We start from the raw sequence: 20,443 nt of genomic DNA on the forward strand, positions 1-20,443 counted from the left end.
GATGTCGTCGCCGAATAGGATTGCCGTGACTCTAAACGGAAATGTGACGAAATTGGAAGGCGCCGAAATGCTGTGTCACAGCCGGTTGATGACCAGGCTGTCCAGCATGGCCGCAAAATGCAGGCCCGCGCCGGTGACCACGAAGCCGTGCCACAGCGCGTTATGGAAGCGCAAACCCTTCCAGACAAAGAAGACGACGCCCAACGAATAGACGATGCCACCGGCGAGCAGCAGGCCGATGGCCGTTGGTGGCAGCGTTCCGACAAGCGGCTCCACCAGAACGATGCCGCTCCAGCCGATGGCCAGGTAAAAGACAATGGCAAGGCGGTCGAAGCGACCGGGCAGGAAGACCTTGATGGCGATACCGGCAACGGCTGCCGTCCAGATCAGGCCCAGCATCCAGCCGGCGAGCGCGGCATCGCCGAGCTGGGCCAGGAACGGCGTGTAGGTTGCTGCGATCAGCAGGTAGATCGCCGCGTGGTCGAAGCGGCGCAGCAGCCACTTCACGCGCGATGTCACCGGCCAGAGGTTGTAGGCCATCGATACGGAAAGAACCGTGAGCAGCGCGACGACATAAAACACCGCAGCTACATATTCGCCAGGTCCGGCGTGAAAGGCAGCCAGGGTCAGCATGGCCGAACCCGCGGCAATCGCCAACATGATGCCCACCGCATGGACAATGCCGTCCGCGATCATCTCGGCGCGCGAATAGTGCCATCGCCCGACAAAGGGGATGTCGATAGCCGTCTCGGGCCGGCCTTCGCTCATGGGTTCACCTGCATTCGTCTTATCTGGGCAGTCGCAGGCGAGTATTTCAAGCTTCTGTAACGGTTTCGTGGCTGCGGCATAGTTCACACATCGGCCCAAAATCGTGCTCGATTTTGGGCCGATGTGTGCATTCAAGGTGTCAGAGCATTCTGCGCGTCCGAACGGATGCGCACTGCGCGTCAGCGTGCGGCGATCGGCTTCTTCAGCGTCGCGAGCAGCGCGCGGTGGATCGCCTCATTGCCAGCGACGAGGCTGCCGCTTTCCAGCATGCCCTGGCCGCCATCCGGATCAGAGACATAGCCACCTGCTTCGCGCACCATCAGGATGCCGGCAGCAATGTCCCAGGCCGAGAGCTTGTCTTCCCAATAGCCGTCCATGCGGCCTGCGGCGACATAGGCAAGATCGAGTGCTGCCGAGCCGAGGCGACGAATACCGGAGACTTCGGCCATCACATTGCGCAGCTCGATCAGGAAATTGCCATGATGCCCGCGGCCGAGATGTGGTACGCCGCAGCCGATCACCGTGTCGGACAGCTTGTTGCGCGCAGCGACTCGCAGCCGGCGATCGTTCATGAAGGCTCCGCCGCCACGCTCCGCCGTGTAGAGCTCATCCATGGCGGGGTTGTAGATGACACCGGCAACGATCTGGCCCTGGCGTTCCAGCGCGATCGAGACCGAGAAGATCGGAATGCCGTGCAGGAAATTGGTGGTGCCGTCCAGCGGGTCGACGATCCAGCGGTGCTGATCGTCGTCCCCGCCGACCATGCCGCGCTCTTCCATCAGGAAGGCGTAGCCTGGCCGCGCCTTGGAAAGTTCGGTAAAGATGATGTCCTCGGCCTTGCGGTCGGCCTGGCTGACATAGTCGCCCGGCCCCTTCATCGAGACCTGCAGGTTCTGCACTTCGCCGAAGTCGCGCGACAGCGAGCGGCCCGCCTTCATCGCGGCCTGGACCATGACATTGAGAAGGGCGGAACGCGCCATGCTGGGTAGTCCTTGGTGTACAGGGGCCAACTGGTGCTGGCCTGGCCTCAAAAATGCAGGCAGGCCGGTCGAGCTGCCGGCCCTGGATATCAGTCCGCGCGGCGAATGTAGGTGATTTCGTTGGTGTCGACGATGATGCGTTCGCCCGACGAGATGAATGGCGGGACCAGAACGCGGATGCCGTTCTCGAGCACCGCCGGCTTGTAGGACGAAGCCGCCGTCTGGCCCTTCACGACAGGGTCAGCCTCGGTGATGGTCAGCGTGACCTGATCCGGCAGTGCGATGCCGATCGGCTTTTCTTCGTAGAGTTCCACGGTGACGGTCATGCCGTCCTGCAGGAAGGCAGCGCGGTCACCGACGAAATCTTTCTGCAACTCAAGCTGCTCATAGCTTTCGGTGTCCATGAACACCAGCATCTCTCCCTGCTCGTAGAGGAAGGAGAAGTCCTTCTGTTCCAGGCGCACCTTTTCGACCGTCTCGGCAGCGCGGAACCTTTCGTTGAGCTTGGTGCCGTTGATGAGGTTCTTGAGTTCGACCTGGTTGTAGGCACCGCCCTTGCCGGGTTTCACCGCATTGGTCTTCACCGCAACCCAGAGGCCGCCGTCATGCTCGATGACGTTACCGGGACGGATTTCGTTGCCGTTGATCTTGGCCATGGTTGATTTGATCCGGAAAAAGAGGTGCGCCGAAAGGGCGATTTCGGCGCCTCCAAGACCATAATTTGCCGAAAGAGGCAAGAGAGGCGGCAAAATGCCTGTCCGTTTGCAAGGTCGTCAGGGTAGCCGGTTGGCCTTTTGCAACGCCTGCTTGGTCTGTTCTTCATCCAGGCCCTGCATGAAGTCGTCCATCTGGGGGTCGGCGAGGCCGGCCCGGCGCGCGACAATGAACCATGCCGCGGCAGTGACCAGATCGCCATCGACGCCGATGCCGCCCTCGTAGAGTTTTGCCAGCCTGTTCTGGGCTGCGACATTGCCGCCTTCGGCCGCGCGCTTTGTCCAGTTGAAGCCGGATTTCAGGTCCCGCTTGCCGCCACGTCCGTCGATCAGCCATTGGCCGAGGTCGAGCTGGGCGGTGTCGTAATTCTGCTGTGCGGCCAGAACCAGAAGCTTTCTTGCCTCTGTGTCGTCCTTGGTCTTGCCGCCGGCACCGTTGGCGTAGATCTGCGCCATTGCGTACTGGGCATCCGCCAGGCCGGTCTCGGCCGCTTTTTGATAATAGAGAACGGCGCGGGTAAGACCCGCTTCGCCCGGATCCTGCTCCAAAAGCAGCTGTGCGAGATTGAACTGCGCCAGCGGATTGCCAGCCTCGGCCGCTGCCTGCAGCAGAACCTGGGCCTTCTTTTCGTCTTTCTTGACCTGGCGTCCGTCGATCAGGATCAGCGCATATTGGAACTGCGCCTCCGGCACGCCTTGTTCAGCTGCGCGCTGGTACCATTTGGCAGCTTCTGCGGCGTTGGCCGGCATGCCCAGCCCGCGCGCCAGGATTTCCGCCACCAGGGTCTGGGCCGGAGCATCACCCTGTTTGGCACGTTCCAAGGCCAGATTGTAGGCCGTCTTGTAGAGACCGCGCTGATACGCGCCATAGGCAGCATCCGGCGCCTTGCCGCCGAAGCGGGCCGGGTCGATCTTCGTTGCCGGTTCTGCCGTTGTCGCCGGTTGCGGCAACGGATTGGCGATCGGGCGGTCGCCCTTCTTCGCCGTCGTTGATGAATCAGGCAGGGGTATCGGCTGCGGCAGCTGTGGTGGTTCCGCCGAAGGGATTGGTTCGGCTGGCGCCGTCTGAGAGGTTCCGGGTGTTTCTGCCGCTGGCTGAACTGGCGAATCCGTCGACGGCTGCGGCGATGCCTGTTGCGACGTGCCGGTCGCCGGCGCCGTCGGGGCAAGTGCAGGGGCTTGTGCCGCCGAGTCTTTTGGCGATGGCGCGGCTACCGGCGGTACAGGAGACGGAGTGCCTGGTGCAACCGTTGGAGGGACCTCTGCGTCGCTCTTGCCGGATCCCGGCTTTGGGGCCCCGGCGGAAAGATTCCCAGGGTTTGCCGTTTCCTGCGCCGGTTTCGGCGCTTCGGCTGTCTCGGCTTGCGCCTGTGAGAGGGCGAAACCGACAGCGAACATACCGGCAAGGGCAAAGCGCAGGCGCATCGTCAGTCCTCGAAGCGAGGCGCCGTTTCATCGAGCAAGGCGTTTGCCTTGGCGATCACGGTGGCGGGCTCCGCACCTTCGGCGAAAACGGCCGCGGAAAGGGCCACGAATTCCGCTCCGGTTGCGGCCACGGCCTCCACCGAGGCGACATCGGAGCCTGCCATGACGATGCAGGGAATTTCGATCATCTCGGCCCACCATTGGCCGAGTGAGAGGTTGCGCGGGTGCGGCTCCGGTTTGTTGTCGAAGCCGAAACGGCCAAAGAAGATGTAGTCCGGGCGTTCCTCGCCGAGTCCCAACGCATCATCGCGTGTCTTGGCACCGCCGACGCCCACCATCATGCGATCCTGCAGGCGGTCGATGGCGTCGGCAAGTTCTGCCTTGCCGGCTTCGATATGGATGCCATCGGCCTTGACGCGCCCGGCAATGCGGCTGTCGCCGGCAATCACCACGGCGATGCCGGCGGCTTGCGCAGCCGGCACGATTTTTTCCGCGTAGGCCTGGAAACTGTCTTCATCCCGATCGTCCTGAGGCAGGATCAGCGATGCAATGTCACCGCCGGCGAAGGCCGCGACAACGCGCTCTGCAGGTGTGCCAGCCGGCGGAATGAGCACGATGCGGCAGCGGTCGGGTGGTGTGGTTTCGGTCATGGCGATATCTGGTTCCGGGTTCGCCTATGCGGGGCGAAGATGGTTGGATTGCGGCATAGACGAATGATGTGGTCTTGAACAGGCGCGGGCGTGCAGTCGTCAGAGGTCGATCTTGTAGCCCAAATGGGTTTGCTTGAAGCCAAGGCGTTCGTAGAAACGATGGGCATCGTGACGGCTGCGGTCGGTGGTGAGCTGTACGAGCGCGCAGCCGCGCTTGCGGCATTGATCGATAGCCCATTCGATCATCCTCTGGCCTAGACCTCCGCTTTGGCGGTCCCGTGCCACGCGCACGGCTTCGATCTGGCCTCGCAGCGCGCCTTTACGGGAAAGCCCGGGGATAAAGGTCAGTTGCAGCGTACCAACCACGCGACCAGCTTCGGTCATGACCGCCAGCAACTGGTTGGGATCGGCGTCGATCGCTGCGAACGCGGTCAGATAAGCTTCGGCGAGGCGCGCGCGGGTGTCTTCGCGGTTGCTGCCCAGCAAGTCGTCGGCCAGCATCCCGACGATCGCGGCGACGTCACTTCGCTCAGCGCGACGGAAGGCAATATCGACCATGCAAGGTTTCTCCGTGTTCCGCCTCCGCAATAGGCGGCTGGCTGCGTACGGGCAAGTCTGTGTCCAGCGAGCTCAACGCGTTGGCACGACGGAGAGATCTCCTTATGATGACGGCGAAAGGCAATCACCATGGCGCAGAACATCTATGACCGGCCGGAGTTTTTCGCCGGCTACAGCAGTCTCGCTCGCTCAACGGAAGGACTGGCTGGTGCTCCGGAGTGGCCGGCACTGCAGGCAATGCTACCGGATATCGAAAACCGTCGTGTCGTCGATCTCGGCTGCGGCTTCGGCTGGTTCTGCCGCTGGGCTCACGAGCAGGGTGCGGCGAGCGTGCTCGGACTCGATGTTTCGGAAAAGATGCTCGAACGCGCTGCTGCCACCTCGGATGCCTCGATCGAATACCGGCGCGCCGACCTAGAGGAACTGGGACTTCCGGCTGCTGCCTACGACATCGCCTATTCGTCTTTGGCGCTGCACTATGTCGAGGATGTCGGCCGGCTTTTCGCCACGGTCTTCCGGGCGCTGGCGCCGGGCGGCATGTTTGTGTTTTCAACCGAACATCCCGTGCTGATGGCACCGACCAACCCGGGCTGGTCGATCGATGCCGAAGGCAAGAAGACGTGGCCTGTCGACCGCTATTTCATCGAAGGGCGGCGGACAACCGACTGGCTGGCAAAGGGTGTCGTCAAATATCATCGAACGATCGGCACCACATTGAATGCGTTGATGGCAGCGGGCTTTGTGCTGACGCATGTCGAGGAATTCTGCCCGTCTGCCGAGCAGATCGCCATCCGCCCTGAGCTGGCGGAAGAGCTCGAGCGCCCGATGTTCCTGCTGGTGTCCGCTCGTCGCTGACGTGTGATGGTTTCTGAAAATCGATTCCGATTTTCAAGCCGATACGCTAGGTAAAAGACACCATACCATCAGGCATATCCTCCCCGGCATGTCAGCTCTGCTCACCGATCCCTGGTTTTACGCCGTCGCCGTGCCTGCGGTCATCCTGGTCGGGCTCACCAAGGGTGGGGTCGGCGGCTTCGGCCTGATCGGTGTGCCACTGATGGCGCTGGCAATATCGCCGGTGCAGGCGGCCGCTATCCTGCTACCGATCCTGGTGGTCATGGATATCGTTTCGCTGTGGACCTGGCGTGGCCAGCACGACAAGGCAACGCTGGTGGACATGCTGCCGGGTGCACTCGTCGGCATCGGCATCGGCTGGGCGACGGCGGCATTCGTGACGGCGGATATGGTGCGCTTCATCGTTGGCGCCGTCACCATCGCCTTTGTCGGGCGTTGGCTCTATGTCACCTACAGGCATGGTAGCTCCCATGTGTCGAAGCCGAACAAGCCGCAGGCCGCCTTCTGGGGAACGATCGCCGGATTCACCAGTTTTGTCGCCCATGTCGGCGGACCTCCGTTCCAGGTCTACACGATGCCGCTGCGGATGGATCCGAAAGTGCTGACGGCGACCGGCGTGGTGTTCTTCGCCATCGTCAATGCCATCAAGCTCGTCCCCTATTTCGCGCTCGGTCAGTTCGACGCCGCCAATCTCGCAGCATCGGCGGTCCTGATGCCATTTGCGCCGCTGTCGACCCTGGCGGGTGCCTGGCTGGTACGGCGCATGCGGCCGGAAGTGTTTTATCCGTTCACCTACGCGACGATCGCGTTGGTGGCGATCAAGCTGTTGTGGGACGGTATCGTCAGCCTTGTGTAGAGGATGACGATGCTCTCCGGCTGTGCTTAGAAATGCAGGTATCGTTTCGGAGGGCGGGATGACGAACCCCTATGCGCTGGATCTCGACAAGAATCCGGCCAATCACCAACCGTTGACGCCGCTGTCGTTCCTGGAGCGGGCTGCCAAGACCTATCCCGACCATGTCGCCATCATTCATGGCAGCCAGCGCATCACGTACCGGGATTTCTGGCGCCGCTCGCTGCAATTGGCATCCGCATTGGCCAAAGAGGGTATCGGCAAGGGCGATACCGTGACCGTGATGCTCTCCAACACCCCGCCGATGCTGGAAGTGCATTTCGGCGTTCCGATGGTGAAAGCGGTGCTGCATTCGCTCAACACGCGCCTCGATGCAGCCGTCATCGCGTTTCAACTCGACCATGCCGAGACGAAGGTGCTGATCGTGGACCGCGAGTTTTCCGGTGTGATGAAGGAGGCGCTGGCGCTGGCCAGGGCAAAGCCGCTGGTCATCGACTACGACGATCCGGACTATGCGACGGATGCGCCTTATCCGAAGGGTGAGCGCATCGGTTCGCGCGACTACGACGAATTCGTCGCGGGTGGTGGGCCGGATTTTGCCTGGGCGATGCCCGACGACGAGTGGGACGCGATCTCGCTGAACTATACGTCGGGTACCACCGGAAATCCCAAGGGCGTCGTCTATCACCATCGCGGCGCTGCCTTGATGGCCTACACCAACACCATTCACGCCGGCATGGGCAAGCACGCCGTCTATCTGTGGACGCTGCCGATGTTCCACTGCAATGGCTGGTGCTTCCCCTGGACGCTGGCCGTGCAGGCAGGAACGCATGTCTGCCTGCGCTGGGTGCGGGCGAAAGGCATGTATGACGCCATCGCCGACCATGGTGTCACGCATCTTTGCGGCGCACCCGTCGTGATGGCGACACTGATCAACGCCAGCGACGACGACAAGCGCGCTTTCTCGCAGACCGTCACCTTCAATACCGCGGCGGCTCCACCGCCCGAAGCGGTGCTGTCGGGAATGGCTGATGCCGGCTTCTCGGTGACCCATCTCTACGGTCTGACCGAAACCTACGGACCTGCCGTCGTCAACGAATGGCATGGCGAATGGGACGCGCTGGACAAGGGCACGCGCACCGCCAGGAAGGCGCGTCAGGGCGTGCGTTATGCGGCGCTGGAAGGCCTGACGGTGATGGATCCAGCCACGATGGAAAAGACGCCGGCGGACGGTGAGACCATCGGCGAGGTGATGTTTCGCGGCAACATCGTCATGAAGGGTTACCTGAAGAACCGCAAGGCGACGGACGAGGCGTTCGCCGGCGGCTGGTTCCATTCCGGCGATCTCGGCGTCATGCATCCCGACGGCTACATCCAGCTCAAGGATCGCTCCAAGGACATCATCATTTCCGGCGGCGAGAACATCTCTTCGATCGAAGTCGAGGATGCGCTCTACAAGCACCCGGCCGTCGCGTCCTGCGGCGTGGTCGCCCGTGCTGACGACAAATGGGGTGAAGTGCCGGTGGCCTATGTCGAATTGAAGCCGGGCAAGGCAGCGACGGAGGCTGAAATCATCGAGCATTGCCGCGGGCTCCTTGCCCGCTTCAAGGTGCCAAAGGCCATCATCTTCCATGAGATACCCAAGACCTCGACGGGTAAAATCCAGAAGTTCCGATTGCGGGAGATGGCAAAGGCCGGCTAGCGCATCGGCCCGAAAATCGGGATCGATTTTTTCGGAAAGCACGATGCGCAGCTAAAAAGTGCTAGAGCGCCCTTTGCGCGTCCAAATGGGCGCGCGGTGGCTCTCTAATGCCGGCCGAGGTATTCGGATCATGCCTTGCGCAGCACCGGCAGGGCAATGACCGCGAACAGCAGCATGGCCGCAAAGAACAGGATCGAGCAGATGCCGACCACGGGTTCAATGGCGGTGTTTCCAGCCAGCAGGATGTAGAGCGTCACCAGCAAGCCGATGCCGCTCAGCGCCGTCAGCCAGAAATGGATCGTTGCCAGCCTTGTTTCCCGAGCTGCCGGAAACAGGTGGTAGAAGATGGCAAAGACCGCGGATGTCAGCCAGCCCGCGACCAGTGCATGTGCATGGACCGGCATTTCAGTGTGATCCTGGCTGATCGCCATGTGCAGGCCCAACGCCATGCCGCACAGCGCATAGACGATAGCGAGCGCAAAGAAGTTCCGAGACACGCCTTGCATGGATGGTTCCCCCAGGTTGATCGTCTTGTCGTTGCAGACGAGAGCGCAAACGTTTGCGGCAACGGCTTTCGTCCTGATCTTCGCGAGCTGGCACCGTTACCGATTTCCCGGGAAAGATACTGCAAGAAGAAGGAAATTGAGAGTGAGGCTTTTCACTCTGTCGGGATCGCCGGTGGTGGCCGCTGCTGTGCTGATACGGCACACCTGCAGCCGGGTTCCTAAAAAAAATCGGGCACTGTTAAGAGTTCATTAAGCTTTACGAGCGTTTACTATGTGCATCCAGTGATCTGGATTCTTACCGAGTGGTTGGAGCCACTTTGTTTGACGCCTCCCTGTTAAACTCCTGAGAGCCGCCTTATCGCGGCTCTTTTTTTGTCCTGCCGCCAGGGCGTCTCGACTGCCGAAGAGCCGCCGTTAACCGTTTGTTAAACATGTGCTTGCCTTGCGAGAAGTCCCGGCGCATTTTCTTAGCCACTGACATATAGGCTTGGAAACCGGCGGCATGATGCCGATTCGGCCGGAAGAATGCGAATACGGAACAGGAAATGAGCGAGCCTTCCAAGGAAAGCGCGAACACGATCAAGTTGGCCGAGCGAAGGGTTTTTTCGCAGTCGTTCAAGCCGCTCTATGACGAAGGCATGGGGCTCGTGGAGCGCACGGCTGAGTATCTGGACGGCAAGGGTCGTCTCGAAGCCAAGAAGCTGTCGCGGCTGGCTGCAACGCTCTATGCCGCTGAATCGATGCGCTTGACGACACGGCTCATGCAGATCGCGTCCTGGCTGCTCCTGCAGCGGGCTGCGAATTCCGGCGAAATGACACGCGACCAGGTTGCTTCGGAGAAATCCAAGGTGCGGCTGGACACCGCCTCGGCGCATAGCGAGGCCGCCGGCTGGAGCGAATTGCCGGACGACTTCCTCGATCTCGTCAACAGATCGCTGCGCCTGCAGTCGCTGGTACGGCGCATGGATGAGGAAATCTACGGCAACGGCAGCACGGTTCATGCACAGCCAGCCAACCGCCGTTCCAACCCGGTATCCGACCAGATCACGCTGCTCAAGACGGCCTTTGCCGGCGGCTGAGCCGGAGTTTCGGTACGCAGCTCTCGATCCACGGGCTGTTTCTGGTTTGTTCACATTTCTCTGGCATCGCTCTGCGCGAAAGGTAGACTTCGCGCATGGCGGAAACGATTCGCATCATCGGTATCGATCCTGGGTTGCGGCGCACCGGTTGGGGTGTCGTTGAAAGCCTGGGCAATTCACTGCGTTTTGTCGCAGCGGGTACCGTACGCTCCGACGACAAGGCGGCGCTGGCGGCGCGCTTGTGCCAGCTGCACGACGGGCTGGCCGAGGTGCTGCATCAACTGATGCCGCAGGAAGCCGCCGTCGAGCAGACTTTCGTCAACAAGGATGCGTCGGCGACGCTGAAGCTCGGTCAGGCGCGCGGCATCGCCATGCTGGTGCCGGCCCGCGCGGGATTGCTGGTGGCCGAATATGCGCCCAATGCGGTCAAGAAAACGGTGATCGGCGTAGGCCATGGCGACAAGAAGCAGATCCACATGATGGTGAAAGTGCTGTTGCCGAAAGCAGCCTTCGACACCGACGATGCTGCCGACGCCCTGGCGATCGCCATCTGCCATGCGCATCATCGGCAGAGCATGGCCTATCGTTTGGCTGTGGCATGACGGGGCAATCGGGATGATAGGCAAGCTGAAGGGCACTGTCGACGAAATCGAAGAGGATCATTGCCTCGTCGATGTGCACGGCGTCGGCTATGTCGCCTATTGCTCCGCGCGAACGCTCTCGGCCTTGCCGGGGCCGGGGGAAGCGGTGGTGCTGCACATCGAAACCTATGTGCGCGAGGACATGATCCGCCTCTATGGTTTCCAGACCGCGCTTGAGCGGGAATGGTTTCGCCTGCTGATGAACAATGTCCAGGGCGTCGGTGCCAAGGTTGCGCTGGCGATCCTGTCGACCCTGTCGCCGTCCGACCTCGCCAATGCAATAGCCCTGCGCGACATCGCCATGGTGTCTCGGGCGCCCGGTGTCGGCAAGAAGGTCGCCGAACGCATCGTCACCGAGCTGAAGACCAAGGCGCCGGCCTTTGCAGGCGAGGCTTCAGGCACCATCGGCCTGAAGCAGGAGCTGGGTGAGGGCGTGGCAGCAGCACCCGTCGCCGATGCGGTATCGGCGCTCACCAATCTTGGCTACTCGCGTGACATCGCTGCCAACGCCGTGGCTGCTGCCTTGAAGGCTGCCGGCGACGGAGCCGATTCGGCCAAGCTGATCAGGCTGGGGCTGAAGGAACTGGCGCGGTGACGCGCAGCTTGTCCGGACTCCTTTGCCGTGCGAGGAGAGGGGCATGAATACCGCCCCCCGTCTCATCTCGTCCGAAAAGCGTGGCGAGGATGCCGACCAGACGCTGCGCCCGCAGACGCTGGACGACTTCGTCGGCCAGGCGGCTGCGCGTGCGAACCTCAAGGTCTTCATCGAGGCGGCCAAGGGGCGTGGCGATGCACTCGACCATGTCCTGTTCGTCGGTCCGCCAGGTCTGGGCAAGACCACGCTGGCGCAGATCATGGCGCGCGAGATGGGCGTCAATTTCCGCTCGACATCGGGCCCGGTGATCGCCAAGGCCGGCGACCTCGCGGCATTGCTGACCAATCTGGAAGACCGCGACGTTCTTTTCATCGACGAGATCCATCGGCTCAGTCCGGCAGTGGAGGAAATCCTCTATCCGGCGATGGAGGATTTCCAGCTCGACCTGATCATCGGCGAGGGACCGGCGGCTCGCTCGGTCAAGATCGATCTCGCCCGTTTCACGCTGGTCGCCGCCACGACGCGGCTCGGTCTCATCACCAATCCGCTGCGCGATCGTTTCGGCATCCCGGTGCGGCTGAATTTCTACACGGTCGAGGAACTGGAGCTGATCGTGCGGCGCGGCGCGCGCATCCTCAGCATGCCGATCGCCGATGATGGCGCCGTCGAGATCGCACGTCGTGCCCGTGGCACGCCGCGTATTGCCGGGCGCCTGCTGCGCCGCGTCCGCGATTTCGCGTCGGTCGCCGGCGCCGAGACCGTATCGCGCAAGGTCGCCGACGAAGCGCTGTCGCGGCTCGAAGTCGATGCGCTCGGCCTCGACCAGCTCGACCGGCGCTATCTTTCCATGATCGCCATGAATTTCGGCGGCGGACCGGTCGGTATCGAAACGATCGCAGCGGGTCTCTCGGAGCCGCGGGATGCGATCGAGGATATCATCGAGCCTTATCTGATCCAGCAGGGCTTCATCCAGCGCACCCCGCGTGGGCGCATGCTGACGGCCAATGCCTGGAGGCATCTCGGCCTGGAGGTGCCGCGCGATCTCGCCCAGCAGCAGATCAATCTCTTCCAGGAAGGGGATTGATCGATGTCCGGTGCGGACGATCTGCTCGGCGGCATTTCCGGCGCGCTGACCGAATTCGGTCATCGGCTGATGGCGCGGGTGTATTATGCCGACACCGATTTCTCCGGCGTCGTCTACCATGCCCGCTATCTCGAGTTCCTGGAGCGCGGCCGCTCGGATTTCCTGCGGCTCGCCGGCGTCCATCACACCGAACTTGCCGAGGGCAAGCATGGTGAAAAGATCGTCTGGGTAGTCCGCCGCATGGAGATAGACTTCCGCTCGCCGGCCCGCATAGACGACATCCTGACGGTGGATACGCGTGCTGACGACATCTCCGGCGCACGCATTTTCATGGCGCAGCAGCTCAAACGCGATGCGGAAGTGCTGGTCGATGCCAGGGTGGAGGCCGCGATCATCGGCGAAAATGGCCGGCCGCGTCGTTTCCCCAAGGAATGGGTGGCCGCCTTCATGCCGAAGGGTCGCTAAGCGTAGTTCCGGGAAACGTGTGTAGCGGTTTTCCGTCCGGAATTGCGTAAAGGCGGAAGCGCTCCAGGCGACCTCTTCACTCCATTGTGACCCGATGTTTGCCCGGCAGGGATGCTGCGCCGCACAACGATCGCGATTCCTAACCTCTCCTTAACCATAACGGTTCATGAAGACATTGGTGAAGTTTGGAGGCGTCCGTGCCTTCGTTTTACCAATATTTGTCGTGAAAAGGCCGCGAAAGGCGCCTTTTGGGCATTTCCGGAAGCTTCGCGCGAACGGACCACAAGGGGTAGAGCGCCAGGGGGCTAGCGGCGAGCCGGGCCCGGGAATTCTTAAGGAACGAACCATGGAAAACATCGCACTCGCCGATCCGGGCGCGCAACTGTCGATTTGGGGCTTGTTCATGCAGGCCGGCTGGGTGGTCAAGCTGGTCATGCTGGGCCTTATCGGTGCTTCGGTCTGGACCTGGGCCATCGTCGTCGACAAGCTGATTTCCTATGCGCGCCTGCGCGTCGCGCTCAACCGCTTCGAGCAGGTGTTCTGGTCGGGACAGTCGCTGGAAGAGCTTTACCGCAATCTAGCCGAACGCAAGACCGTGGGCATGGGCGCCATCTTCGTGGCCGCCATGCGCGAATGGAAGAAGAGCTTCGAGAAAGGCGCCAAGTCGCCGCTCGCGCTGCAGACCCGCATCGACAAGGCGATGGATCTGGCGCTGACGCGCGAGATGGAGCGCCTGGAGGGTCGCCTCGGCTTCCTCGCCACCATCGGCTCGGCAGCACCCTTCATCGGCCTGTTCGGCACGGTCGTCGGCATCATGACCTCGTTCCAGGCCATCGCCGGTTCGAAGTCGACCAACCTCGCCGTCGTGGCGCCCGGTATCGCGGAGGCGCTGCTGGCAACGGCAATCGGCCTGCTCGCGGCTATCCCCGCTGTCATCGCCTACAACAAGCTGTCGTCGGACGCTGGCAAGATCGCGGTGCGCATGGAGGGCTTCGCCGACGAGTTCTCCGCCATACTGTCGCGCCAAATCGATGAGAAAGTGGCCCAGAAGGCCGCCTGAGGAATTACGACGATGGGAATGTCAGTCAGCTCGGGCGGTTCGGGACGCGGTGGACGCGGTCACAGGCGGCGTGGCCGCCATCACGGCCTGATGTCGGAAATCAACGTCACGCCGTTCGTCGACGTCATGCTGGTGCTGCTCATCATCTTCATGGTGGCGGCGCCGCTGCTCACGGTCGGCGTGCCGATCGACCTGCCGGAAACGCAGGCCAAGCCGATGAATGCGGAAACCCAGCCGATCACCGTTTCGGTGAACCAGGCCGGTGAGATCCATCTGCAGGAAACCGTGATCCCGCTCGAAGAGGTCGTGCCGAAGCTCGAGGCCATCGCCAAGACCGGTTATGAGGAGCGCATCTTCATCCGTGGTGACAAGGCCGCCGACTACGGCACGGTCATGAAGGTCATGGCTCGCATCTCGGCCGCCGGCTACAAGAACCTCGGCCTGGTCACGCTGCAGGAACAGGACAAATAACCTTGAAGGCCGGCCTCACCACATCGGTGATCCTGCATGCTGCCGTGATCGGGTTCGGCCTGTTCACGCTCAGGGCTCCGCCTGCTTTCCAGCCCATGAACGTCGAGTCGTTTCCCGTGGACATCGTCCCGGTGGAAGATGTTGCGCAGTCGGTGCAGGGCGACAAGAAGTCGACCGCGCGTGACAAGCCGGCGCCAAAACCGACCGAGCGCCCCGATATCGTTGCCAATGCACAGAAGATTGGCGAGAACAGCGTCGATACCGATCAGCCGGTGACACCGACCGCGAAACCAAAGCCGGTCGAGAACACGGAATCGGCACCCAAGGCGCCGACGCCGACGGAAAAGCCCAAGCCCGAAGACTCGCCCAAGCCCAAGGAAGAGCCGAAGCCGACGCCGGCAACGGAAGTCGCGCCGGCTGAACAGCCAAAACAGGACGTGAAGCCCGATCCCGTCAAGCAGCCCGAGCCGAAGCCGCAGCCGGCGAAGGAACCCGAGCCGGCGCCGAAGCCAGCCGAGCAGAAGCCCGCCGAGGCGAAGCCAGAGCCGGCGAAGCCGGACGCGGTGGCCGAGGCGATCGCTTCGGAGCCGACGGAGTCCGCTGCACTACCCAACTCAGCACCGGTGCCCGAAGCAAAGCCGCGTCCCGAGCAGGCCCAGGCTGAAACCGCCAAGGCGCCGGACCGCAAGAATTCGGACAAGCCGGTCAAGGAGGCATCCTCGCGTCAGAAGTCCGAGGACGATGCCTTCAACGACAAGGTCTCTGCTCTCCTGAACAAGGACAAACCTTCCGGTGGTGGTGCAAAGCGATCCAGCCAGCAGTCGTCGCTCGGCGGCGACAGGACCAACGGCCAGAAGCTGAGCAACAGCGAAATGGGCGCTCTGCGTGAGCAGCTTAGCGGCTGCTGGACCATTCCGGCCGGTGCGCAGGATGCCGGAACGCTGGTCGCGGTCATCCGATTCAACGTGGATCAGTCAGGCAAGCTGGACGGCCGCCCGACGGTCCAGACCTCCAGCGGCAACCGTTCGTACGACGAAAGCGCGGTGCGAGCGATCCAGAAGTGCGATCAGGCGGGGCTGATACTTCCAGCAGGCAAGCAGGACATCTGGTCCGAAATTCAAGTCACTTTCAACCCGAGCGACATGGGCATGTGATGTCTATCACTCGGATATGAAACAGGAATTCGTGATGAAGCATCTTTTCAAGACACTCTTTCTGATCGGCGCCATGGCCACCGGCATGAGCGGCCTTGCGATGTTGCCGGCGCATGCCCTGGTGGAGATCGACGTCAACAAGGGCAATGTCGAGCCCTTGCCGATCGCCATCACCGACTTCGAGTCGTCCGGTGATCTCGGCAAGGAAATATCCGGCATCGTCGCAGCGGACCTCAAACGTTCCGGCCTGTTCGCGCCGATCGACAAGGGTGCCTTCATCGAGAAGATATCGAATCCCGACCAGACGCCTCGCTTCGAGGACTGGAAGGTCATCAACGCCCAGGCGCTGGTGACCGGCCGTGTCAACAAGGAAGCGGACGGTCGTATCCGTGCCGAGTATCGTCTGTGGGATACGTTCGCAGGCCAGCAACTGGCGGGTGAGCAGTTCTTCGCGAACGCAGCCAACCAGCGCCGTGTCGCCCACATCATCGCCGACGCGATCTATGAGCGCCTGACCGGCGAAAAGGGCTATTTCGACACGCGCGTCGTCTACATCGACGAGACGGGCGCCAAGAATGCGCGCAAGAAACGCCTCGCCATCATGGACCAGGACGGTGCCAATGCACGCTTCCTGTCCAATGGCGCAGCGATCGTGCTGACGCCGCGCTTCTCGCCGAACCGGCAGGAAATCACCTACATGTCCTACGAAAGCGGTGTGCCGAAAGTCTACCTGCTGCAGCTGGAGACCGGTCAGCGCGAACTCGTCGGCAATTTCCCCGGCATGACGTTTGCGCCGCGCTTCTCGCCGGATGGCCAGAAGGTGATCATGAGCCTGCTGCGCGACGACGGCAATTCCAACATCTATGCGCTGGACCTGAGGAGCCGTTCGACCACACGCCTCACCGACTCGTCGGCGATCGACACCTCGCCGTCCTATTCGCCGGATGGTTCGCAGGTTGTCTTCACTTCGGATCGCGGCGGCGGCAGTGGCCGCTCCCAGATCTATGTCATGGGCGCCGACGGCTCCAATCCACACCGTATCTCCTTCGGCGACGGCGTCTATTCCACGCCGGTATGGTCGCCGCGCGGTGACCTGATCGCGTTCACCAAGCAAGGTGGCGGTCAGTTCCAGATCGGCGTGATGAAGACGGATGGTTCGGGTGAGCGCATCCTGTCGACAGGTTTCCAGCAGGAAGGCCCGACCTGGGCGCCGAACGGACGTGTGCTGATGTTCTTCCGCGAGAGCGGCGGCGGCCCGAAGCTCTATTCGATCGACCTGACCGGCCGCAACGAGCAGCCGATCCCGACTTCCGGCTTCGGCTCCGACCCGGCCTGGTCGCCGCTTCTGGAATGACGGATTGATCCTGAAACTCTACAGAAAGGGGCCTCGTGGCCCCTTTTTCGTGCCTTGGTCGCGTTTTGGCCGCATTTCGGGCTAGAGCCTCGACCGAATGGTCTGGGGATCAGAGTGGGCAGCGCAAGCCGGCTACGCTTTCCGGGCGGTACAGTGCAGCGTCAAGCGTGTCGCGGGATCTTGGTCTACCTGACTGCAAGCCGCGGCGATGGTCGCGGACGGCGGCCGCAACAGAATTTTAACCGTGTTTCTTGAGCGCCGGTTAACCCAAACGTGGTTACTGGCAGATCAACGAAATCACTCGAATGCGAAGGAGAGGCGGCATGCGCCGTATCGCAAAGCTTACCACGAACCCGGTCATGATCGCGCTGGTCGCCTCGTTGGCGATTGCAGGCTGCGCCTCGAAGAAGACCCCGAACAGCGCGGCCGATCTCGGCCTGGGCGGCGGTGCTGCCACCCCTGGCTCGGCTCAGGACTTCACCGTCAACGTCGGCGACCGCATCTTCTTCGACACCGATTCTTCCTCGATCCGCGCTGACGCGCAGCAGACGCTCGGCCGCCAGGCCCAGTGGCTGAACAAGTATGGCCAGTACGCCATCGTCGTCGAAGGCCATGCCGACGAGCGTGGCACCCGCGAATACAACCTGGCGCTCGGCGCCCGCCGCGCTGCCGCGACCCGCGACTTCCTGATCGGCAAGGGTGTGGCGGGAAATCGCCTGAAGACGATCTCCTACGGCAAGGAACGCCCCGTCGCCGTCTGCGACGACATCTCGTGCTGGTCGCAGAACCGCCGCGCGGTCACCACCCTGTCTGGCGCTGGCTCCTGATTGCTGCCGGCCGCGGTCGGAGACATCACAGGAATTGCGGGAGGCGGCCACATGGCCGCCTTTTTTCTTGGCCGAACGCATCCTTGTTTCTGGTTGAAACAAAATTTGGCCGAAGTCTCGCGCCCTGCTAAAAGCGGATGCGTTCGGGTCGGCAAATCGTTCCCAGGCGATGGCCGCTTCCGGGCGATGATCTGTTTTGACCCTGATGGCGAGAGACCAATGCATTTTAGAACAATCCTGAGCGGGACGCTTGCAGTCCTGCTCGCAGCGAGTGTGATCGCACCCGCCAGTGCTGCCGGACCTGTGCGGACCACTGAAGACGGCTTTTCCTTCAGCTTGCCGAGCTTCGGACTTCCGGGCGTATTTGGCGGCAAGGAAAAGAAGAGTGAGCCGGTGCAGCTTGCCCAATCGGGCTCAGTCGGCCTGGAGGACCAGATCCGCCAGATGAATGGCAAGATCGAAGAACTGAACTTCCAGATCCTGCAGCTGCAGGAACAGTTGCGCAAGACTCAGGAAGACAACGAGTTCCGCTTCCAGCAGATCGAGCAGGGTGGCGGTGCTGCTCCGCAGAAGAAGTCCGACGCCGCCACCAGCGGCAGCAGCGTGGCCCAGGCACCCGCCTCGGCCGCGCCTTCCGCGCCGGCTACCGCCGGCGCCAAGCCTTCCGTGCCGGGACAATCCGCCAGCCAGACGGTGCCGCCCGGCGGACAAAGCGAAACCGGCGACCAGGTTGGCGATCTCATCATCGATTCCGGCAATGGCGAGCCAGGGACGCTGGTCACGGGCAAGCCGGCAACCTCCTTCGGTACCATCACGGTCGACAAGAACGGCAATGTCATCAGCGCCGTGCCGCCGGCGGATGTTCCGAATTCAGGCTCGGCCTCGCAGGCACCAGCCGAGGGCGGTGGCGTGGTGGCTTCGCTGCCGTCGACCAACAGCCCGGATGAACTCTACCGCAATTCCTATCAGTTCGTGCTTTCGGGCGACTACAACACCGCGGAACAAGGCTTCCGCCAGCATATCCAGCGCTATCCATCCGACGCCAAGGCGGCCGACGCCCATTATTGGCTGGGCGAATCCCTGCTCGGACAACAGAAATACCGCGATGCGGCCGAAGTCTTCCTGGCCGCCAGCAAGGATTACTCCAAATCCAAGAAGGCCCCCGACATGCTGCTGAAGCTCGGCATCTCGCTGATCGGCCTCAAGCAGCGCGACGTCGCCTGCGCGACTTTCGCCGAGGTGGGCAAGCGCTACCCCGACGCCTCCAGCGCCCTCAAGGAACGCGTCAAGCAGGAGCGGGCGCTCGCCTCGTGCTGATGCAACAAGCGGGCTCAACGCCTGCGGCTATGCTTATCTCGCGGATCGATTTCGGCCAAGGCGCCATAGCCGCCATTTCCGGCGGCAGTGACTCGACCGCTCTGCTTGTTCTCCTGAAGAACCATTTCGACCGTTTTCTGCCTTCGGCGCGGCTCATGCCGTGACCGTCGATCACGCCCTGCGTTCTTCATCCGCTGCCGAGGCACAAATCGTTGCCGGCCTGTGCGAGGAACTGGGCATCGTCCACCGCACCGTTGTCTGGGAAGGCACCAAACCTTCGAGCGGCATTCCCGCCGCCGCACGCGAAGCGCGCTACAGGCTGCTTGCCGGTGTCGCCCGCGACGAAGGGGTCGGCATCGTCGTGACCGGCCATACCGCCGACGACCAGGCCGAGACCGTCGTCATGCGGCAGGCGCGCGACGAAGGGCCGGGGCTGGCCGGCATGGCGCCCGCGACACTCTATGACGGCGATGTCTGGATCCTGCGCCCGCTACTGGCCGAACGCCGTTCAGCCCTGCGCACGCTGCTGACAGTGAGCGGTCGCGGGTGGATCGACGACCCAACCAATCTCGACCCCGCATTCGAGCGGCCGCGTGCGCGCGCCATGCTCGCGGCCGACGAAAACCGCGTCGAGGATCTTCTGGCCACGGCGCGCCGGGTCGCACCCGAGCGCGAGGATCTCGGTCGCCGTGCCGCCGCTCTGATCGATCGCTACGGCAGGCGATTGGCCCCGGGGCTCATCCGTCTTGCTCCCGAATTCGTGGCCGAAACCGACCCACAGGCGGTACTCCGGGCTCTGCGCGTCCTGCTTGCCGTTGCGGGAGGGACGCCCTTCCTCCCAGACAAGGATCGCGTTGCGGGGCTCTTGCGGATGTCAGCGGCCGGTACAGGTCGCGCTACATTGTCGCGGACGGTGATGGATGTGCGCCGCGCAGGCATTTTTCTCCACCGCGAAGCCCGTGGCCTTCCAGCCGCCTCAACGTTGTCGGATGGAGCCGTCTGGGATGGGCGGTATCGCATCACTTTCGACGACGACGTCGAGGGTTGCGTGATCGCTCCGTTTGGGCGCAAGGGGGCTCTGGAAAGCCCGGCCTCGGTGGGAGAGGAGGCTCCGGCAAGCCTGTTTCGTGCCGCCCGTGCAGCGGAGCCGGCGGTCTGGCAAGGCGACATCTGCCTTGGTTCCCCGGGCGAACCCGGACAATTGCCGGGGGTGGAGGTCGTTCCTGTCGTCGCACCTTTCGCACAGTTCCTGTCCGGCTTCGACCTGGAGGTCGCACGCGCCGTTTCGGCGCTCATCGGCGCTCCCTCCCTCCCTGTGTCACCACTGAGAGCGTCTGACGGATCCAAAGCGAGCGCTAATGCTTAACCGAGCCATGTTCTTATGCT

Annotated in this window: 22 protein-coding genes; 15 read left to right on the forward strand and 7 right to left on the reverse strand. The window is 62.5% G+C overall.

Annotated features, from left to right (window positions below; all coding sequences use genetic code 11):
• Positions 1-75 precede the first annotated feature (75 nt).
• From C1M53_RS13455 to C1M53_RS13480, 6 genes are all read right to left on the reverse strand, one after another.
• The gene (locus C1M53_RS13455; RefSeq protein ID WP_129412702.1) at positions 76-768 is read right to left on the reverse strand and encodes a hemolysin III family protein; all 693 of its coding nucleotides are present in this window, start codon (positions 766-768) and stop codon (positions 76-78) included.
• Between the two features lie 179 nt (positions 769-947).
• Positions 948-1,748: an inositol monophosphatase family protein gene (locus tag C1M53_RS13460; protein WP_129412703.1), complete on the reverse strand. Its 801-nt coding sequence runs from the start codon at positions 1,746-1,748 to the stop codon at positions 948-950.
• Positions 1,749-1,837: 89 nt separating this feature from the next.
• The gene (gene efp / locus C1M53_RS13465) at positions 1,838-2,404 is read right to left on the reverse strand and encodes an elongation factor P (protein WP_129412704.1); all 567 of its coding nucleotides are present in this window, start codon (positions 2,402-2,404) and stop codon (positions 1,838-1,840) included.
• A gap of 117 nt (positions 2,405-2,521) precedes the next feature.
• Positions 2,522-3,484: a tetratricopeptide repeat protein gene (locus C1M53_RS13470; RefSeq protein WP_245488597.1), complete on the reverse strand. Its 963-nt coding sequence runs from the start codon at positions 3,482-3,484 to the stop codon at positions 2,522-2,524.
• Between the two features lie 404 nt (positions 3,485-3,888).
• Positions 3,889-4,536: a thiamine phosphate synthase gene (locus C1M53_RS13475; protein WP_129412705.1), complete on the reverse strand. Its 648-nt coding sequence runs from the start codon at positions 4,534-4,536 to the stop codon at positions 3,889-3,891.
• Positions 4,537-4,635: 99 nt separating this feature from the next.
• The gene (locus C1M53_RS13480) at positions 4,636-5,094 is read right to left on the reverse strand and encodes a GNAT family N-acetyltransferase (protein WP_129412706.1); all 459 of its coding nucleotides are present in this window, start codon (positions 5,092-5,094) and stop codon (positions 4,636-4,638) included.
• Positions 5,095-5,223: 129 nt separating this feature from the next.
• On the opposite strand from C1M53_RS13480, the gene C1M53_RS13485 reads away from it, so the two are divergent.
• The 3 genes from C1M53_RS13485 to C1M53_RS13495 all read left to right on the forward strand — a co-directional run bounded on the left by C1M53_RS13485 (position 5,224) and on the right by C1M53_RS13495 (position 8,504).
• Positions 5,224-5,949: a class I SAM-dependent methyltransferase gene (locus C1M53_RS13485; RefSeq protein ID WP_129412707.1), complete on the forward strand. Its 726-nt coding sequence runs from the start codon at positions 5,224-5,226 to the stop codon at positions 5,947-5,949.
• 88 nt (positions 5,950-6,037) lie between these two features.
• Positions 6,038-6,805 carry a sulfite exporter TauE/SafE family protein gene (locus tag C1M53_RS13490; protein ID WP_129412708.1) on the forward strand — a complete coding sequence of 256 codons (768 nt, stop codon included), beginning with the start codon at positions 6,038-6,040 and terminating at the stop codon, positions 6,803-6,805.
• Between the two features lie 58 nt (positions 6,806-6,863).
• The gene (locus C1M53_RS13495; protein ID WP_129412709.1) at positions 6,864-8,504 is read left to right on the forward strand and encodes an acyl-CoA synthetase; all 1,641 of its coding nucleotides are present in this window, start codon (positions 6,864-6,866) and stop codon (positions 8,502-8,504) included.
• A gap of 128 nt (positions 8,505-8,632) precedes the next feature.
• On the opposite strand, the gene C1M53_RS13500 is transcribed toward C1M53_RS13495, so the two are convergent.
• A complete protein-coding gene (locus tag C1M53_RS13500) occupies positions 8,633-9,010 on the reverse strand; it encodes a hypothetical protein (RefSeq protein WP_129412710.1) in 378 nt (125 codons plus the stop codon).
• A 545-nt stretch (positions 9,011-9,555) separates the two neighbouring features.
• On the opposite strand from C1M53_RS13500, the gene C1M53_RS13505 reads away from it, so the two are divergent.
• From C1M53_RS13505 to tilS, 12 genes are all read left to right on the forward strand, one after another.
• On the forward strand, positions 9,556-10,089 hold the full coding sequence (locus tag C1M53_RS13505; RefSeq protein WP_129412711.1) for a DUF1465 family protein: 534 nt from the start codon (positions 9,556-9,558) through the stop codon (positions 10,087-10,089).
• A gap of 95 nt (positions 10,090-10,184) precedes the next feature.
• Positions 10,185-10,691, forward strand: coding sequence for a crossover junction endodeoxyribonuclease RuvC (ruvC, locus tag C1M53_RS13510; RefSeq protein ID WP_129412712.1), 507 nt, complete (start codon positions 10,185-10,187; stop codon positions 10,689-10,691).
• A 13-nt stretch (positions 10,692-10,704) separates the two neighbouring features.
• Positions 10,705-11,325: a Holliday junction branch migration protein RuvA gene (gene ruvA, locus C1M53_RS13515; RefSeq protein ID WP_129412713.1), complete on the forward strand. Its 621-nt coding sequence runs from the start codon at positions 10,705-10,707 to the stop codon at positions 11,323-11,325.
• A gap of 43 nt (positions 11,326-11,368) precedes the next feature.
• The gene (gene ruvB / locus C1M53_RS13520; protein WP_129412714.1) at positions 11,369-12,409 is read left to right on the forward strand and encodes a Holliday junction branch migration DNA helicase RuvB; all 1,041 of its coding nucleotides are present in this window, start codon (positions 11,369-11,371) and stop codon (positions 12,407-12,409) included.
• Between the two features lie 3 nt (positions 12,410-12,412).
• Positions 12,413-12,874: a tol-pal system-associated acyl-CoA thioesterase gene (ybgC, locus tag C1M53_RS13525; RefSeq protein ID WP_129412715.1), complete on the forward strand. Its 462-nt coding sequence runs from the start codon at positions 12,413-12,415 to the stop codon at positions 12,872-12,874.
• Between the two features lie 346 nt (positions 12,875-13,220).
• Positions 13,221-13,934 carry a protein TolQ gene (gene tolQ, locus C1M53_RS13530; protein WP_129412716.1) on the forward strand — a complete coding sequence of 238 codons (714 nt, stop codon included), beginning with the start codon at positions 13,221-13,223 and terminating at the stop codon, positions 13,932-13,934.
• Positions 13,935-13,946: 12 nt separating this feature from the next.
• Positions 13,947-14,405, forward strand: coding sequence for a protein TolR (gene tolR / locus C1M53_RS13535; protein WP_054313860.1), 459 nt, complete (start codon positions 13,947-13,949; stop codon positions 14,403-14,405).
• Between the two features lie 2 nt (positions 14,406-14,407).
• Positions 14,408-15,559, forward strand: coding sequence for a cell envelope integrity protein TolA (locus C1M53_RS13540; RefSeq protein WP_129412717.1), 1,152 nt, complete (start codon positions 14,408-14,410; stop codon positions 15,557-15,559).
• Positions 15,560-15,632: 73 nt separating this feature from the next.
• Positions 15,633-16,913 carry a Tol-Pal system beta propeller repeat protein TolB gene (gene tolB, locus C1M53_RS13545; RefSeq protein WP_245488598.1) on the forward strand — a complete coding sequence of 427 codons (1,281 nt, stop codon included), beginning with the start codon at positions 15,633-15,635 and terminating at the stop codon, positions 16,911-16,913.
• Between the two features lie 323 nt (positions 16,914-17,236).
• Positions 17,237-17,740 (forward strand): peptidoglycan-associated lipoprotein Pal, encoded by a 504-nt coding sequence (gene pal, locus C1M53_RS13550; RefSeq protein ID WP_129412719.1) that lies wholly within the window; start codon positions 17,237-17,239, stop codon positions 17,738-17,740.
• Between the two features lie 219 nt (positions 17,741-17,959).
• The gene (gene ybgF / locus C1M53_RS13555) at positions 17,960-19,057 is read left to right on the forward strand and encodes a tol-pal system protein YbgF (RefSeq protein WP_129412720.1); all 1,098 of its coding nucleotides are present in this window, start codon (positions 17,960-17,962) and stop codon (positions 19,055-19,057) included.
• 160 nt (positions 19,058-19,217) lie between these two features.
• Positions 19,218-20,423, forward strand: a complete 1,206-nt coding sequence (gene tilS / locus C1M53_RS13560; RefSeq protein ID WP_348630045.1) for a tRNA lysidine(34) synthetase TilS — start codon at positions 19,218-19,220, stop codon at positions 20,421-20,423.
• The last annotated feature ends 20 nt before the right edge of the window (positions 20,424-20,443 follow it).

It is taken from the genome of Mesorhizobium sp. Pch-S (genome assembly GCF_004136315.1).
Classification (GTDB): Bacteria; Pseudomonadota; Alphaproteobacteria; order Rhizobiales; family Rhizobiaceae; genus Mesorhizobium.